Origin of the sequence: Streptomyces anulatus, from assembly GCF_000721175.1 — a bacterium.
Lineage (GTDB): Bacteria > Actinomycetota > Actinomycetes > Streptomycetales > Streptomycetaceae > Streptomyces > Streptomyces anulatus_C.
On the sequence record NZ_JOEZ01000002.1, the window covers coordinates 259,279 to 274,592 of the forward strand.

Consider the following 15,314-nt stretch of genomic DNA (forward strand, 5'->3'; position numbering starts at 1 on the left):
TACGGCGCTCCGCGCCTAAGCCTCTTCGGGAAGTTCCCCGACCCGGTTCTCCCACTTGGTGGAGAGCACGATCGTCGTACGGGTCCGTGAGACGCCCTTCGTACCGCTCAGGCGCCGGATCGTCTTCTCCAGGCCGTCCACGTCGCCGACCCGGACCTTGAGCATGTACGAGTCGTCGCCCGCGATGAACCAGCAGTCCTCGATCTCCGCGAGGTCCTTCAGCCGGCGCGCCACGTCCTCGTGGTCGGCCGCGTCCGAGAGCGAGATCCCGATCAGCGCGGTCACGCCGAGCCCCAGCGACGCGGAGTCGACGGTGGCGCGGTAACCGGTGATGACCCCGGCGGTTTCCAGCCGGTTGATCCGGTCGGTGACGCTGGGCCCGGAGAGCCCCACGAGCCGCCCCAGCTCGGCGTACGAGGACCTGCCGTTCTCCCTGAGGGCCTGGATGAGCTGCCTGTCCACCGCGTCCATATGACTGAAACCTTCCATTGTTCAGCAGTACCGCGAGTTTACGTGTAGAATCTAAGGCATGCAGGGCTGACGTCCTGCAAATCTTCTAGAACATCCAAGAAACGCTTTCGAATCTTCAGGAGTGAACTTCACCGTGTACACGATCGAGATGGCCTACGCCCGGATGCGCGAGCTGCAGGACCTGGCCAACCGCTCGCGTGCCCACCAGCCCGCCGCCGCGCACCGCGTCGACAAGAGCCGCTCCCCGCGCGCGCACAAGAAGCGCTGACCCGGACCTAGCGGTCCTGCGGGTTGCGGGAGCCGCCACCGAGCTCTCCTTCCCAGCGGCGGTACAGCCGGTGCGGCACGCCCGCCGCGTCCAGCACCCGCCCCGCGACGAAATCCACCAGGTCCTGGATGTGCGTCGCACCCGCGTAGAACGCCGGAGAGGCGGGCAGCACGACCGCGCCCGCCTCGTCCAGGGCCACCATCTGCTTCAGCGTCCGGCCGCTCAGCGGGGTCTCGCGCACCGCGACGACGAGCGGGCGGCGCTCCTTGAGCGTCACGCTCGCGGCCCGCTGGAGCAGATCCTTCGACAGACCGAGCGCCACTCCGGCCACACAGGCCGTCGAGGCCGGCACGATGAGCATCCCCTTCGCCGGGTACGACCCGGAGGACGGCCCGGCGGCCAGATCACCGGCCGGCCAATGGCGTACGCGCTCCAGCTCCGCGTCGCCCACCGCGAACGCGTCGGGCTTCCCGTCGGCGCCACGATCCAGCCAACCTCGCAGGTCCTCGCGCCAGTGCCCGTCCCGGAACGCGATGCCGGTCTCGTCCAGCAGGGTGAGCCGCGAGGCCCGGCTCACCACCAGGTCCACGCTCTCACCGGCCGCCAGGAGCCCGCGCAGAACGGCGGCCGCGAACGGGGTACCCGAAGCACCGGACACCCCGACAATCCAAGGCCGCCGCTGCTGATGAGTCATTGAAGTCCTGGATTCCACACCTGCGAGCCTATCCGGCACGCCCTCGCACCCGGCACCCGGAACCGGGCGGGCGCCCCGGACGTTCTCCGGATGACGGGCAACCCGGGGGCAGAGGGAAGACCATGGGCGATCACTGGACCACCGACCGCACCTCGGACACGGGCTCCACCGGCGGCGCGCGGGCCCTGACCGCCGGGATCCTGATGGCGGGCTGGGTAGCCCTCCTGTGGGTCCTCGAAGGCATCGACACAGCCACGGGCCACGCCCTGGACACCTACGGCATCAGCCCACGTGAACCGGCGGAGCTGCGGGACGTGGTGCCCGCCGCGTTCCTGCACAGCGGCTGGGATCACCTGGCCTCCAACAGCGTCCCGCTGCTGGTCCTCGGCTTCATCGCCGCCCTCGCCGGGCTGCGCCGGTTCGCCGCCGTCGTCGTGACGATCATCCTGGCCAGCGGCCTCGGCGTCTGGCTGACCGCCCCGGAGAACACGGTGACGCTCGGCGCGTCCGGCGTGGTCTTCGGACTGCTCGGCTATCTGCTGGTCCGCGGCTTCGTGGACCGCCGGCCCTGGGACGTCCTCATAGGCATCGGCGTCGCCGTGGTCTACGGCTCGCTGCTGTGGGGCGTCCTGCCCACCCAGTCGGGCGTCAGCTGGCAGGGCCACCTCTTCGGGCTGGCCGGCGGTGTGGCGGCGGCCTTCTTCTTCCGCCGCCCGCGCCGCGCACCGGACAACCTGGTCACCGTCTGACCCCCGGTCGGCTCAGGGCGTCGGCCCGGGGCCTCACGGGCCCTACGGGGTCAGGCCCCGCGCCAGCAGGTCGAGCAGCGCACAGGCGAACAGCGCGATGCCGATGAAGCCGTTCACGGAGAAGAAGGCACGATTCAACCGGGACAGGTCGTGCGGCCGCACCACCCGGTGCTCGTAGACGAACGCCGCCGCGACGACGGCCATGCCGATCCAGTACAGGACCTCGGCGCCCGTGGCCAGCCCGAACCACACCAGCAGCCCGGTCGTGACCGCGTGGCACACCCGGGCGCCCCACAGCGAGGCCGGGATCCCGAAGCGCGCCGGGAAGGAGAGCACCCCTTGGGCCCGGTCCGCGGCCACGTCCTGGCAGGCGAAGATCAGGTCGAAGCCGCCGATCCAGATGCCCACGGCGAGCCCGAGGATCACCGCGTCCCACGACCAGCTGCCGGTCACCGCGAGCCAGGCGCCGACCGGACCGATGGCCTGCGCGAGGCCCAGGATGGCGTGCGGGAAGTTCGTGAACCGCTTGCCGTACGGGTAGACCACCATCGGCACGACGGCCAGCGGCGCGAGCGCCAGGCACAGCGGGTTGAGCAGGGCCGCCGCGCCCAGGAAGACCACCAGCGCGACGAGCGCACCGGTCCACGCGGACTTCACCGACACCGCGCCGGTCACCAGCTCGCGGCCCGCGGTGCGCGGGTTCCGGGCGTCGATCTCCCGGTCGATGATCCGGTTGGCGGCCATCGCGAAGGTCCGCAGGCCCACCATCGCCAGCGTGACGAGCAGCAGCGTGCCCCAGTGGATGGTGCCGTCGAGCAGGAACATCGCGGTCAGCGCGGCGATGTACGCGAAGGGCAGCGCGAAGACCGAGTGCTCGATCATCACGAGCCGCAGGAAGGCCTTCACCTTGCTGTCCGATGGCGCGGGCCCGGGAACGGACGCCGTTTCTGCCGCACTGCTCACAGTCCGTATTCCTTCCAACGGCGGTCGACCTTCGCCGCCGTCTCCGGATCGGACTCGACCATCTCCGGCCAGCCCCCGTCCCGGGTGTAGCCCTCCTCGGGCAGCTTCCTCGTGGCGTCGATGCCCGCCTTGCCGCCCCAGAACTGCTGGTACGAAGCGTGGTCCAGGTGATCGACCGGGCCTTCGGTGACCGTGAGGTCGCGGGCGTAGTCGGTGTTGCCGAGCGCCCGCCAGGCGACCTCGTGCAGATCGTGGACGTCGCAGTCGGAGTCCACCACCACGATCAGCTTGGTCAGCGACATCATGTGCGCCCCCCAGATCGCGCTCATCACCTTCTGGGCGTGCTTCGGGTACTTCTTGTCGATCGAGACGATCGCGCAGTTGTGGAAGCCGCCCGACTCCGGCAGGTGGTAGTCCACGATGTCCGGCACGATGATCTTCAGCAGCGGCAGGAAGAACCGCTCCGTCGCCCGGCCCAGCGGCCCGTCCTCGGTCGGCGGGCGGCCCACCACGATGGACTGGAGCAGCGGCCGCCGGCGCATCGTGATGCAGTCGATGGTCAGTGCGGGGAACGGTTCCTGCGGGGTGTAGAAGCCGGTGTGGTCCCCGAACGGGCCCTCCGGGAGCATCTCGCCCGGCTCCAGCCAGCCCTCGATGACGACCTCCGCCTGCGCGGGGACCTGGAGCGGCACGGTCTTGCAGTCGACCATCTCGATCCGCTTGCCCTGGATGAACCCGGCGAAGAGGTACTCGTCGATGTCCCCGGGCAGCGGCGCGGTGGAGGCGTACGTCACGGCGGGCGGGCAGCCGAAGGCGATGGCGACGGGCAGCCGCTCCCCGCGCCGGGCGGCGACCTGGTAGTGGTTGGCGCTGTCCTTGTGGATCTGCCAGTGCATCCCGATGGTGCGCTTGTCGTGGCGCTGGAGCCGGTAGAGGCCCAGGTTCCGGACGCCGTTCTCGGGGTGCTTGGTGTGGGTGAGGCCGAGGTTGAAGAACGATCCGCCGTCCTCGGGCCAGGTGAACAGCGCGGGCAGCTTCTCCAGGTCGACGTCGTCGCCGGTCAGGACCACTTCCTGGACGGGCGCGTCGTGGGACTTCACCTTCTTCGGCGGCACGTGCACCATCGAGCCGAGCTTCCCGAAGGCCTCCCGCACCCCGACGAAGCCCTGCGGCAGCTCCGGCTTGAGGAGCCCGCCGATCTTGTCGCTGATGTCGCTGTACGCCTTCAGTCCCAGGGCCTTCAGGAGGCGCCGGTCGGTGCCGAAGACGTTCATGGCCAGGGGCATCGAGGACCCCTTGACGTTCTCGAACAGCAGGGCGGGGCCGCCGGCCTTGTTGACCCGGTCGACGATCTCACCGACCTCCAGGTGTGGGTCGACCTCGACCTTGACGCGCTTGAGATCACCATCGCGCTCAAGAGCCCGGAGCAGGGAGCGAAGATCGTCGTAAGCCATGCGGTCCAGTTTGTCATCCCCGCCCGCGCGGCCCCGCCGGGGCTCCCCACCGCCGGGGCCCCGGATCGTTCGTGCCGAGCCGGTACCCTGGCCGCGACACCGGGGGAACACCGAGCCCCGCCGCCGCCCACTGGGGGACGCACCATGAGAGCCCTGATGTTCATCGTCCCGCTGGCTCTGACGATCTACGCGTTCATCGACTGCCTGAACACCTCGGAGGAGGACACCAAGCATCTGCCGAAGATCGCCTGGGTCTTCATCATCCTGCTGTTCTGGATCGTCGGCCCGGTCGTCTGGCTCGTCGCCGGCAAGGCCCGCCACAACGGCGCCGGGGGCGCCGGACCCTCCTCGTGGCAGCGCGCCAGGCGGCAGCAGTGGGTGGCCCCGGACGACAACCCGGACTTCCTCAAGTCGCTCAAGGCCGACAAGGCCGACAAGGACACCGAGGCCGAGGAGGAGCGGGGGCGCCGCGACGGCGGTACGAACCCCGACGACAAGGCCCCGCCCGCTTCCTGACCGGGCATTCCGGCCGGCCTGGGTGATCCTTCCGGCCGGCGCGGTGGGCGCTTCACGGGGGCGCGTCGGCCGTCCTCGGAGAGGTACCGCAGCTAAAGCGGCATGGGCGGCTACCACGGCCCGTACTCCCTGGAGACGTTCAGCCACCGCGAGGTGGTCTGGACACTCCGCTGCTGACGCGACGAAGGCTCCCCGGACGGGGATCGGTATCCGTCCGGGGAGCCTTCGTGCGTACGTGGGCTCAGACCCCGGCGTAGGAGTGCAGGCCGGAGACGAAGATGTTCACGCCGTAGTAGTTGAACAGCCAGCAGGCGAAGGCGGCGAGCGCCAGGTAGGCGGCCTTGCGGCCCTTCCAGCCGGCGGTGGCGCGGGCGTGCAGATAGGCGGCGTAGGCGACCCAGGTGATGAAGGACCAGACCTCCTTGGGGTCCCAGCCCCAGTACCGCCCCCAGGCGTCGCCGGCCCAGATCGCGCCGGCGATGATCGTGAACGTCCACAGCGGGAAGACGGCCGCGTTGATCCGGTACGCGAACTTGTCCAGCGACGACGCCGAGGGCAGCCGCTCCATGACCGAGGAGGCGAACCTGCCGGGCGTGCCGCCGGAGGCGAGCTTGTTCTCGTAGCTGTCGCGGAAGAGGTAGAGGACCGTTCCGACCGCGCCGAGGTAGAAGACGGCGCCGCAGATGATCGCGGTCGAGACGTGGATCCACAGCCAGTACGAGTGGAGTGCGGGCACCAGCTGGTCGCTGTCGGTGTAGAGCGTCGTGACCGCGATGCCGAGGTCCAGCAGGACCGTGGTGACCAGCGGGAGGCCGATCCAGCGGACGTTCTTCTTCAGCGAGAGCAGCACCAGGTAGGAGCCGACCGCCACCGTGGAGAAGGTGATGGAGAACTCGTACATGTTGGCCCAGGGGGCCCGCTGCACCGACAGGGCGCGGGTGGCGACGCCGCCCGCCTCGACGAGGAACGCGACCACGGTCAGCGAGATGGCGATCCGGCCCCACAGGTCGCCCTTGAACGTGCCGCCGGCCGCACCCGGGCCGTCGGGCACGTCCCGCGTCCCGGCGGCGGCGCGGGTGATGACCTCGGGCCGCTCCAGCACGGCGGTGCCGCCGGACCGGGCCTTCACCACCGGGGCGGCGGCAGAGGCAGCACCGGCACCGGACAGCGCGGCGGCGGTGCGGCCGACCTTGCTGCGGCTGCCGAGGACCCACTCCGCGATGTGCGCGAAGAAGGCCAGGGTGTAGACGGCCATCGACGAATAGATCAGCACATTGCTGGTGTGCGCCAGGCTTTCGTTGGTTGCGGCGGCGAGATTCACTTCTCAGCCCCTTCGGCAGGTGCTTCGGCAGGGTGTACGGGCCGGCTCCCGGCCTCGTTCGTGGCATCGGTGGCGACGGGCGCCGTGGTGACGAGAGCGGCCAAGAGGTCGCCCAGTTCCTCGGGGAGCTTCGCGGACTCGCTGCGGCCCAGGCCCGCCATCTCCACGACCGTGACGCCGTCGGCGCCCCGGACCGCCCGCACCCACACCCGGCGGCGCTGGATGAACAGCGATCCGGCGAGGCCGGCGATGGCGGCGATGGCTCCGCCGAGCGCCCAGCCGGTGCCCGGCTGCTGCGAGATCTGGAAGCTGGCCCACTCCTCGACGCCCTCGAAGGTGATCGATCCGGCGCCGTCGGACAGATCCAGCTTCTCTCCGGGCATCAGCATCTTCTTGAGCAGTTCGCCGTCCTCGTCCTTGAACTCCTTCATCTTGGACGTGTCGAGCTGGTAGACGTTCTGCGCGAGTCCGGAGTCGACGCCGAGGGAGCCCTGGTAGGCGCTGAGCGCCAGCACCGGGAAGTCCAGGCCGGGAAACTGCGAGAACATCTGGCCCTTGCCGTGGCCGGCGAAGGTCGGCACGAAGAACGCCTTGAAGCCCAACTGGGTCTTGACGCCCTTCTTGTCCTTGTAGCCGTCCATCACCTTGATGGCGCCGGACGAGGTGATGTTGTTGTCGATCGGCAGCAGCGGTACGGCGGACCGCGAGACGACCTTGCCCTCGCCGTCCCGGACGGTGACGACGGGGGCGTAGCCGTGGGCGATCAGGTAGACCTTGGTGCCGTCCACGACGAGCGGCTCGTTGACCTTGATGACGCCCTTGCGCTCCGCGCCGTCGGCGCCCTCGCTGTAGGTCACCCGGGCCTCGAAGGTGCGCGGGGTGCCGCGCTGCGGGCCGCTCTTCTCGTACGTACCGACGAAGTCGTCCAGCACGAAGCTGAACGGGGCCAGCGAGTCGGAGTCGTAGAGCGTGCCGGGCTTGTAGTCGTCGTACTGGGTGAGCGTGTTGGAGAAGCCGTCGCCCTCGACGACGAGCTTGCCGCCCTCGAACTTGAAGAGCTGGCCGGAGGCGAAGGCCACCAGCATCACGATCAGGGCGATGTGGAAGACCAGGTTCCCGGCCTCGCGGAGGTAGCCCTTCTCGGCGGCGACCGCGTCGTCCACCTCGTGCGTCCGGAAGCGTCGCTTGCGCAGCACCGCGAGGGCCGCCTCGCGGACCTCCTCGGGCTCGGCCTCCGTGCGCCAGGTGGTGTACGCGGGCAGCCGCGTCAGCCGCTTCGGCGCGCCCGGCGGGCGGCTGCGCAGCTGGCCGACGAACTGGCCGGTGCGCGGCACGATGCAGCCGATGAGCGAGACGAACAGCAGGATGTAGATCGCGGAGAACCACACCGAGCTGTAGACGTCGAAGAGCTGGAGCTTCTCGTAGACCGGGGTGAGGGTGGTGTGCTGGTCCTTGAAGGCCTGCACCTTCATGTCGTCGACGCTGTTCTGCGGGATCAGCGACCCCGGGATCGCGCCGAGGGAGAGCAGGAAGAGCAGGATCAGCGCCACCCGCATCGAGGTGAGCTGCCGCCAGAACCAGCGGACCCAGCCGATCACGCTCATCGCGGGGACGCCCGCCCCGGTGTCGGGGCGCTCCTCGCGGGGTGCGGTGGAGAGCCGGTCGCCCGCCGCGCCGTGGGCGGAGCCCTGCGCGCGCTCGTCCTCGCGCTGCCGCGTCTCCGCGCTGTTCGACTTGCTCATGAACTCAGATCCCTACAACGAAGCCGCTGGACCAGCCCTGCATGTGCTGCATGAGCGTGGCCCACGCACCGGTCAGCAGCAGGATTCCGGTCACGATCATCATGCCGCCGCCGATCCGCATCACCCATGCGTAGTGGCGCTTTACCCAGCCGAACGCGCCGAGCGCCTTGCGGAAGGCGACCGCGGCCAGGACGAACGGGACACCGAGACCGAGACAGTACGCGACGGTCAGTATCGCGCCGCGTCCGGCGGTGGCGCTCTCGGTCGACAGCGCCAGCACCGAGGCGAGGGTCGGGCCGATGCACGGCGTCCAGCCGATCCCGAAGAGCGCGCCGAGCAGCGGCGCGCCGGCCAGGCCGGCCGCCGGCCGCTTGTGGAGGCGGAACTCGCGCTGCGTCACGCCCGGCAGGAGTCCCATGAAGAAGATCCCCATGAGGATCATCAGGACGCCGAGGACCTTGTTGAGCACCTCGGAGTGCGTCTGAAGCTCTTGGCCGAAGTAGCCGAAGAGCGCGCCGGTGGAGGCGAACACGACCGTGAAGCCGAGGACGAACAGCGAGGCGCCCGCCACCACCCGGCCCCGGCGGGCGTCGGCCAGGTCGGTGCCGCTGACCCCGGTGACGTAACTCAGGTAGCCGGGGACCAGCGGCAGGACGCAGGGCGAGAAGAAGGAGATGAGACCGGCCAGCAGGGCGAGCGGCAGGGCGACCAGCAGCGCCCCGGACAGGACGGTGTCGTTGTACGCGGCCAGCGTGACGGTCTCGTGGTGGGTGGCGAGCGGGATCACCGGATCACTTCTCCGCGATGATCGGGTCGATCATCTTGCGCAGCTCGTCCGCGTCGAGCGCCTGGAGCGTGCGGGCCGCGATCTTCCCGTCCCGGTCGATGACCACGGTGGACGGGATGGCCTGCGGGTTCAGGGTGCCCTTGGGGAAGCGGAGGATGAGCTTGCCGATCGGGTCGTAGAAGCTCGGGTACTCGACCCCGTAGTCCTTCTCGAAGTTGATCGCGGCGTCCCGCTGGGCGTCGCGGGTGTTTATCCCGACGAACTGGACGCCCTGGTCCGCCGTCTCCTCGGAGACCTTCGCGAAGTACTTCGCCTCCAGTCGGCAGGGGCCGCACCAGGAGCCCCAGACGTTGAGCACAACGACCTTGCCCTCGAAGTCGGCGAGGTCGAGAGGCTTGCCGTCCAGGCCGTTGCCGTCGAGCTTCGGCGCCGCCACCCGGTCGCCCTTGGCGACGGTGGAGATACCCCCGCTGCCGGTGACGAAGTTGGTGTTGCCGCCGCCCCCGGCCTTGTTGCCGTCGCCGCACGCGGACAGCGTCAGGGCACCGGCCACGGCGGTGGCGGCGAGCAGGGTGAAGCGGCGTCGGGACGCGCGGCCAGAGCTCATGTGAAAAGTTTCGCATGGCAGTTTCCTGGCTTCCCCGCACCCCCCTCGGTGCCCGTAAAGCCCCTTGTCAAGCCTGTTTAAAGAAGGAGTTCCAACCACCGGCGGGCGCCTGACCGACGTCCAGCGTCCGGAGCTTGGCGAGCACGGCGGGGTCTTGTGCGTCGAGCCAGTCGACGTACTGCCGGAACGAGACGAGACGCACGTCGTCCTTGTCCGCCACCTTCTTGATCACTTCTTCCACGGCGTCCATATAGATGCCGCCGTTCCACTCCTCGAAGTGATTGCCGATGTGGAACGGAGCACGATTCGACTCGTACGCGCGCTGGAAACCGGCGAGATACGCCCCGGCCGCCTGGGTGCGCCAGCCCGGATAACGCGAAGGCATGCCCTTCGTCGAATTCTGCGACTGATTGGCGAGGATGTTGTAGTCCATCGAGAGCACCTCGAAGGAGTGCCCGGGGAACGGCATCGCCTGCAGCGGCAGATCCCAGACGCCGCCGCGCTTCACGGGCCAGGTCTGACGGCCGCCGGGCGAACTGGCGTCATAGCGCCAGCCCAGTTTGCTCGCGGTCGGCAGGAGGTTGTCCTGGCCGAGCAGACAGGGCGTGCGGCCGCCGATCAGTTCCTTCCGATAGTCGAACGGAAGCGGATCCTCGTTCTCCCAGCCGGTGTTCGTCCGCCATTCCGTGACGAAGGACACAGCCTGATTGATCTCGCTGTGCCATTGGGCGGGCGTCCAGCGCTCCACGGATCCGGAACCACCGCAGAAATGCCCGTTGAAGTGGGTGCCGATCTCGTGGCCGTCCAGCCACGCCTGGCGCACGTACTTCAGCGTGTCCTTGACGTGATCGTCGGTGAGATAGCCGATGTCGGAGGCGCCGCGGGGGTTGTTCGGCGGGCGGTAGAGGGACTTCTTCGACTCGGGCAGCAGATAGATCCCGGAGAGGAAGAACGTCATCGCCGCGTCGTGTTCCTTGGCGAGTTCGAGAAAGCGCGGGAAGAGACCGTTGCCGACCTCGCCGGCACCGTCCCAGGAAAAGATCACGAACTGCGGCGGCTTCTGGCCGGGTTCGAGCGGAACGGGCGCCGGCGGCTGGTGGGGCTGCTTGCCGGTGTCGGCGGTCGAGCCGTCACCGATCAGCCGGACCTTGCCCTTCGGCGAACCGTTTCCACTGCCGTTGCCGCCGGTGCCGGCGTCACCATTGCCGCCGCCCTGGCCGGACCCTTCATCGCCGGGGGAGCCCGAGGCGCCACAGCCGGCGAGTCCGATCGCGGCTGCGGCGCCGAGCCCTGCCCCGAGCAGGCCCCTTCGATTGATGTCGCGCATACCGTCCCCATCTGCGGTCGTTTTATCTCAAGCACATACAAACTGCTGAAGGGTTAGATGAGGCGCGTAACACGTCGGTTCCGTGCATTTGAGGACTTTCTTTACGCTTTACCTTGCCGACCGCGCGACCTCCCGGCCGATCATGGTGCGACGTCCGTACGGCGCCCGCACGCCCTTACGGGCGGCCCTGACTGGGGGACGCAGGAGCGACCCTCCGCAGTTCTGCCGCCGGCGGACGGATCGGGCGGCGGACGGATCGTCGGCGCCCGCCCGGAATCTGACGTCCCGGCGCATCGCCGTCGCTCCGTACACAGGGGACGGGACCGGCCGCCGTTGCACCGGCGGCCGGTCCCGTCAGGTCCCGCGTGTCGTTGAGGCGTCTGCGACTGTGGCTACGCGCCGAACGCCTTGGACTGCCCCGGCTTCCCCTTCACCGGCTTGGCCCCGGCCAGCAGGTGCACCGGCACCAGGTCCCGGGCCGGCTCCGAGTAGCCGACCGAGACGATCCGGTCGCCCCGGTAGGTGAAGCTGGTCAGCGAGGCCAGTGTGCACTGCCGCTTGCGCGGGTCGTGCCACAGACGGCGACGCTCGACGAAGGAACGCAGGATCCAGATCGGCAGCTGGTGGCTGACGCAGACCGCCTCGTGCCCGCGCGCCGCGTCCCGGGCGGCGTCCAGCGCGCCCATCATCCGGACGACCTGCTCGATGTACGGCTCGCCCCAGGACGGCTTGAACGGGTTGGTGAGGTGCTTCCAGTTGTCCGGCTTGCGCAACGCGCCGTCGCCGACGCCGAAGGTCTTGCCCTCGAAGACGTTGGCGGCCTCGATCAGCCGGGCGTCGGTGGCCAGGTCCAGGCCGTGCCCCTTGGCGATGGGCGCGGCCGTCTCCTGGGCTCGCTCCAGCGGGGAGGCGACGACATGGGTGACGTCGCGCTTCTCCAGGTGCTCGGCGACCCGGTCGGCCATCTCCCGGCCCAGGTCGGAGAGGTGGTAGCCGGGGCGGCGCCCGTAGAGCACGCCGTCCGGGTTGTGCACCTCGCCGTGCCGGACCACGTGCACCACGGTCAACTGCTCGTCGCGGTTCGCGTTCTCGCTCATGCGGTGGCCTCCGACGCCGCACGGGCGGCGGCGGGCAGGGCGGCGGCGATGCGCTCGACCGCCCGCTCGTCGTGGGCCGTGGAGACGAACCAGGACTCGAACGCCGAGGGCGGCAGGTAGACGCCCTGCTCAAGCATCGCGTGGAAGAACGCGGTGAAGCGGAAGACGTCCTGCTTCTTGGCGTCCTCGTAGTCACGGACGGGCCGGTCGGTGAAGAAGACGGAGAACATGTTGCTCGCGGCGGACACGGTGTGCGCGACGCCCTCCTTGGTGAGCGCGTCGCCCACCAGGGAGCGCAGCTCGGCGGAGACCGCGTCGATCTTCGCGTACGCCGCGTCGTCCAGCAGCCGCAGCTGGGCGAGCCCGGCGGCGGTGGCGACCGGGTTCCCGGAGAGGGTGCCCGCCTGGTAGACCGGGCCGGCCGGGGCCAGGTGCGCCATCACGTCGCGCCGACCGCCGAAGGCCGCGGCGGGGAAGCCGCCGCCCATCACCTTGCCGAAGGTCATCAGGTCGGGCCGGACGCCGTCGACGCCGTACCAGCCGGCCTTCGACGTACGGAAGCCCGTCATGACCTCGTCGGAGATGTACAGGGCTCCGTTGGCCGCGCACAGTTCCTTGAGCCCGGCGTTGAAGCCGTCCGCCGGCGGGACGACGCCCATGTTGCCGGGCGAGGCCTCGGTGATCACGCAGGCGATCTCGCCCGGGTGCGCGGCGAACGCGGCACGCACCGCGTCCAGGTCGTTGTACGGCAGCACGACGGTGTCGCCGGCCGTGGCGCCCGTGACCCCCGGGGTGTCGGGCAGCCCGAAGGTGGCCACGCCCGACCCGGCGGCGGCGAGCAGCGCGTCCACGTGCCCGTGGTAGCAGCCGGCGAACTTCACGACCTTGGCCCGGCCCGTGAAGCCGCGGGCCAGCCGGATCGCGGACATGGTCGCCTCGGTGCCGGAGGAGACCAGGCGCACCTGCTCGACGGGCTCGATCCGCGCCACGATCTCCTCGGCGAGCACGACCTCGCCCTCACCCGGCGTACCGAAGGAGGTGCCCCGGGACACCGCCTCCTGGACGGCGGCGATGACCTCGGGGTGAGAGTGGCCGAGAATCATCGGCCCCCACGAGCACACGAGGTCGACATACTCACGGCCGTCGGCGTCGGTGAGGTACGGACCGGTGCCGGACACCATGAACCGGGGCGTACCGCCCACGGCCCGGAAGGCACGTACGGGTGAGTTCACGCCGCCGGGCGTCACGACGGACGCCCGGTCGAACAGCGACTGCGAAACTGGGGCTTCGTATGAATACGCCACTTTGGTCCTGATCTGCGATTCGGGTATCGGGAGGCCGGGCCGGAAAATCCAAGGTAGTCCCGGCCACCGGTGAGCAGGGAGCGCGCTCCCCTCGTATCACGAAAGAGCGTCGGCACCCTCACGTCTGCGAAACTGGGGCGACATAGGGAAAGCTCACACATGCCATGGTGTCAGAGGCACGGACGGTCTTGCGGACAGGTGTTTCACCGCACGCCCGCGGGGGAGGTCACTGACACGATGATCGGGTTGCGCGGCGGGGCTGTGTCTCCTAAGAAGTAGTCGGGTGGATGAGATATGCATCGCGGTGGCGGAGTGGGCGAAGGGACCGACGACCTGGGGCCCGAGCCTGCCCGGCGAGGGCGGCACCGGCGCAGGGCCGAGCGCGCCCAGAGCAGGGGCGCGGAGAGCACGCCGCCCCCGGGGACCAGGAGCGGGGGCGGGATGGGAGTGACGTACAAGTACTTCGGCGCCCCGGACGGCGCCACCGCCGCCCGTGTGCCCATCTCCATGCGCCCGGAGGAGCTCGGCGGTGACGAGCTGGGCATGGGCGGCATGTTCACCAAGATCAAGCCGGAGACCGTGGCCGCCATGGTCCTGACCGGCATCCAGGGCATACCCCTGCACAAGGTCCCCCCGCTGGAGCTGGTCGTCCTCCACCCCGACTACGCCGTGGTCAAACTCCCGATGACCGTCGTCGACCCGCTGCGCGGTGTCGGCGAGGAGTCGGTCGGTGCGGCGGCCTTCATCTGGTCAACGGTCCCAGACCGCGGCGGCCCGCGCGACGCCTTCAACGTCTACCAGCTGCTCCACGAGTGGCAGGACTTCTCGCACCGGCTGCACGACGCGGGCCACCAGGCGTACTGCCTGGTGTGGCCCTGACCCGAGGTCGGGCGGAGTTCGAGCGGACCCGTACTCCGGAGCCGCTCGTGCCCGGCGAAGTGGTACGGCTCAGTCGACGCCCTTGACACAGACGCGGCTGCGTCCATGTATTCGGTCAGAGTATTCGGTCAGATCGAGCCATATATCACGGTGAATTGGCCGAAGCCGGTCTTCAGCGCCACCACCTCACACGCCGATCCACAGGACACCGACCATCGAGGAGTCCGCCGTGGGCGACGTTCTGCTGGCCCTGTCCATCCCCGTGCTCGTCTTCGGCGGCGGCGTCTACGCGGCCTGCGACTGCTGGTGGCGCCGCAGGCATCCGGCGCCACCGTCCCCGTACACCCACCGGGCGGCCCGGCTGGCGGAGCAGGACATGCTGCTCCTGGCCGAGGGGATCGTCGACGACGCGTACGCCGCGCTCGGCCCCCTCTACGACGCCCCGGCCGCCCCGGGCCCCGCCGGACCGCCCGCCGGGCTCAGCTCGCGGCCGCCCCGGGCGGACGCCACCCCGGATCACGCCCCGTCACGGCCAGCAGCCGCTCGAAGGCGCTAACCCCCTCCCCCACCGGGAACGGCTCACCGAACATCTTCATCTCCCGGGCCTGCGGGGCCATCTCCGCGAGCCCCGGGCCCACCTCGTCGAGCACGCTCCGCTCCGGCACGAAGTCCGCGCCGGTCGCCCGCGCCAGGTCCCAGGCGTGCACGGTCAGATCGCCGAGCACCATGAGCCCCACCGTCCGGGCCGGCAGCCCCATCTGTCCGGTCGTGCCCTCCTCGGCCCCCGGCACGTCCCACGCCTTCACCAGCCGGGCGGTCTCGGCAGCGAACCTGCCCCGCCAGTCGCCCGTCACGAACTCCGGCTCCTGGCCGAAATCCACCTCCTCGCGCGCCGCGAGCGCCTGGAAGTTCACCACCACCAGGAACAGGTGGTTCAGCAGCGCCCGTACGTCGTACTCGGCGCACGGCGTACGGTCGCCCAGCTGCCCGTCATCGATGCCCCCGACCACGGGCAGGGCCCGGGCCGCGGCGGTTTCCAGCAGGTCACTGATCTTCTGCGTCATGCCTTCCACCCTGCGCCCGCACCCCGCCGACGTCTTGAAGAAACGCGACAGGCATGTGGAGCGCGGGCGGC

At 69.8% G+C, this 15,314-nt stretch carries 17 protein-coding genes; 5 read left to right on the top strand and 12 right to left on the bottom strand.

Going from position 1 to position 15,314, the window contains the following annotated elements; all coding sequences use genetic code 11:
* Positions 1 to 15 precede the first annotated feature (15 nt).
* Complete coding sequence (locus IG90_RS0102945) at positions 16 to 471, bottom strand: Lrp/AsnC family transcriptional regulator (protein WP_030576980.1); 456 nt, start codon at positions 469 to 471, stop codon at positions 16 to 18.
* 121 nt (positions 472 to 592) lie between these two features.
* Between IG90_RS0102945 and IG90_RS44195 the strand changes: the two genes are divergently transcribed.
* Positions 593 to 739 carry a hypothetical protein gene (locus IG90_RS44195; protein WP_157846280.1) on the top strand — a complete coding sequence of 49 codons (147 nt, stop codon included), beginning with the start codon at positions 593 to 595 and terminating at the stop codon, positions 737 to 739.
* Between the two features lie 7 nt (positions 740 to 746).
* Here the strand turns inward: IG90_RS44195 and IG90_RS0102955 are convergent, their stop codons facing one another.
* Positions 747 to 1,433: a UbiX family flavin prenyltransferase gene (locus tag IG90_RS0102955; protein ID WP_030576982.1), complete on the bottom strand. Its 687-nt coding sequence runs from the start codon at positions 1,431 to 1,433 to the stop codon at positions 747 to 749.
* A gap of 122 nt (positions 1,434 to 1,555) precedes the next feature.
* Here IG90_RS0102955 and IG90_RS0102960 point away from each other — a divergent pair, with 122 nt between their 5' ends.
* On the top strand, positions 1,556 to 2,182 hold the full coding sequence (locus IG90_RS0102960) for a rhomboid family intramembrane serine protease (RefSeq protein WP_030576985.1): 627 nt from the start codon (positions 1,556 to 1,558) through the stop codon (positions 2,180 to 2,182).
* Positions 2,183 to 2,224: 42 nt separating this feature from the next.
* On the opposite strand, the gene mqnP is transcribed toward IG90_RS0102960, so the two are convergent.
* A complete protein-coding gene (gene mqnP, locus IG90_RS0102965; protein WP_030576987.1) occupies positions 2,225 to 3,145 on the bottom strand; it encodes a menaquinone biosynthesis prenyltransferase MqnP in 921 nt (306 codons plus the stop codon).
* Positions 3,142 to 4,599, bottom strand: a complete 1,458-nt coding sequence (locus IG90_RS0102970) for a menaquinone biosynthesis decarboxylase (protein ID WP_030576989.1) — start codon at positions 4,597 to 4,599, stop codon at positions 3,142 to 3,144. The genes mqnP and IG90_RS0102970 overlap by 4 nt, the downstream gene beginning before the upstream one ends.
* Positions 4,600 to 4,755: 156 nt before the next feature.
* On the opposite strand from IG90_RS0102970, the gene IG90_RS0102975 reads away from it, so the two are divergent.
* Entirely contained in the window at positions 4,756 to 5,115 is a 360-nt protein-coding gene (locus IG90_RS0102975; protein ID WP_030576991.1) for a PLD nuclease N-terminal domain-containing protein, read from the top strand.
* A 241-nt stretch (positions 5,116 to 5,356) separates the two neighbouring features.
* Here the strand turns inward: IG90_RS0102975 and ccsB are convergent, their stop codons facing one another.
* From ccsB to hemL, 7 genes are all read right to left on the bottom strand, one after another.
* A complete protein-coding gene (gene ccsB / locus IG90_RS0102980) occupies positions 5,357 to 6,436 on the bottom strand; it encodes a c-type cytochrome biogenesis protein CcsB (RefSeq protein WP_030576992.1) in 1,080 nt (359 codons plus the stop codon).
* Positions 6,433 to 8,178 (bottom strand): cytochrome c biogenesis protein ResB, encoded by a 1,746-nt coding sequence (gene resB, locus IG90_RS0102985; protein ID WP_030576994.1) that lies wholly within the window; start codon positions 8,176 to 8,178, stop codon positions 6,433 to 6,435. The genes ccsB and resB overlap by 4 nt, the downstream gene beginning before the upstream one ends.
* A gap of 4 nt (positions 8,179 to 8,182) precedes the next feature.
* Complete coding sequence (locus IG90_RS0102990) at positions 8,183 to 8,965, bottom strand: cytochrome c biogenesis CcdA family protein (protein ID WP_030576996.1); 783 nt, start codon at positions 8,963 to 8,965, stop codon at positions 8,183 to 8,185.
* 4 nt (positions 8,966 to 8,969) lie between these two features.
* On the bottom strand, positions 8,970 to 9,572 hold the full coding sequence (locus IG90_RS0102995; RefSeq protein ID WP_030576998.1) for a TlpA family protein disulfide reductase: 603 nt from the start codon (positions 9,570 to 9,572) through the stop codon (positions 8,970 to 8,972).
* 67 nt (positions 9,573 to 9,639) lie between these two features.
* Entirely contained in the window at positions 9,640 to 10,899 is a 1,260-nt protein-coding gene (locus IG90_RS0103000; protein WP_030576999.1) for a polysaccharide deacetylase family protein, read from the bottom strand.
* 392 nt (positions 10,900 to 11,291) lie between these two features.
* Positions 11,292 to 11,996 carry a histidine phosphatase family protein gene (locus tag IG90_RS0103005; protein ID WP_030577002.1) on the bottom strand — a complete coding sequence of 235 codons (705 nt, stop codon included), beginning with the start codon at positions 11,994 to 11,996 and terminating at the stop codon, positions 11,292 to 11,294.
* Positions 11,993 to 13,300, bottom strand: coding sequence for a glutamate-1-semialdehyde 2,1-aminomutase (gene hemL, locus IG90_RS0103010; RefSeq protein WP_030577004.1), 1,308 nt, complete (start codon positions 13,298 to 13,300; stop codon positions 11,993 to 11,995). The genes IG90_RS0103005 and hemL overlap by 4 nt, the downstream gene beginning before the upstream one ends.
* A 294-nt stretch (positions 13,301 to 13,594) precedes the next feature.
* Here hemL and IG90_RS0103015 point away from each other — a divergent pair, with 294 nt between their 5' ends.
* Both IG90_RS0103015 and IG90_RS0103020 read left to right on the top strand, forming a co-directional pair.
* On the top strand, positions 13,595 to 14,179 hold the full coding sequence (locus IG90_RS0103015) for a hypothetical protein (protein WP_073780093.1): 585 nt from the start codon (positions 13,595 to 13,597) through the stop codon (positions 14,177 to 14,179).
* Between the two features lie 229 nt (positions 14,180 to 14,408).
* A complete protein-coding gene (locus IG90_RS0103020) occupies positions 14,409 to 14,735 on the top strand; it encodes a hypothetical protein (RefSeq protein WP_030577006.1) in 327 nt (108 codons plus the stop codon).
* On the opposite strand, the gene IG90_RS0103025 is transcribed toward IG90_RS0103020, so the two are convergent.
* Positions 14,659 to 15,243, bottom strand: a complete 585-nt coding sequence (locus IG90_RS0103025; RefSeq protein ID WP_030577008.1) for a TIGR03086 family metal-binding protein — start codon at positions 15,241 to 15,243, stop codon at positions 14,659 to 14,661. The genes IG90_RS0103020 and IG90_RS0103025 overlap by 77 nt on opposite strands.
* Between the last annotated feature and the right edge of the window lie 71 nt (positions 15,244 to 15,314).

Bases quoted from the DNA above. Each gene is read 5' to 3' on its own strand.
- IG90_RS0102960 (WP_030576985.1), top strand. From the start codon at position 1,556: ATGGGCGATCACTGGACCACCGACCGCACCTCGGACACGGGCTCCACC.
- IG90_RS0103000 (WP_030576999.1), bottom strand. From the start codon at position 10,899: ATGCGCGACATCAATCGAAGGGGCCTGCTCGGGGCAGGGCTCGGCGCC.
- IG90_RS0102970 (WP_030576989.1), bottom strand. From the start codon at position 4,599: ATGGCTTACGACGATCTTCGCTCCCTGCTCCGGGCTCTTGAGCGCGAT.
- resB (WP_030576994.1), bottom strand. From the start codon at position 8,178: ATGAGCAAGTCGAACAGCGCGGAGACGCGGCAGCGCGAGGACGAGCGC.
- IG90_RS0102955 (WP_030576982.1), bottom strand. From the start codon at position 1,433: ATGACTCATCAGCAGCGGCGGCCTTGGATTGTCGGGGTGTCCGGTGCT.
- IG90_RS0102975 (WP_030576991.1), top strand. From the start codon at position 4,756: ATGTTCATCGTCCCGCTGGCTCTGACGATCTACGCGTTCATCGACTGC.
- IG90_RS0103005 (WP_030577002.1), bottom strand. From the start codon at position 11,996: ATGAGCGAGAACGCGAACCGCGACGAGCAGTTGACCGTGGTGCACGTG.
- IG90_RS0103025 (WP_030577008.1), bottom strand. From the start codon at position 15,243: ATGACGCAGAAGATCAGTGACCTGCTGGAAACCGCCGCGGCCCGGGCC.
- IG90_RS0103015 (WP_073780093.1), top strand. From the start codon at position 13,595: ATGCATCGCGGTGGCGGAGTGGGCGAAGGGACCGACGACCTGGGGCCC.
- IG90_RS0102995 (WP_030576998.1), bottom strand. From the start codon at position 9,572: ATGAGCTCTGGCCGCGCGTCCCGACGCCGCTTCACCCTGCTCGCCGCC.
- IG90_RS0102945 (WP_030576980.1), bottom strand. From the start codon at position 471: ATGGACGCGGTGGACAGGCAGCTCATCCAGGCCCTCAGGGAGAACGGC.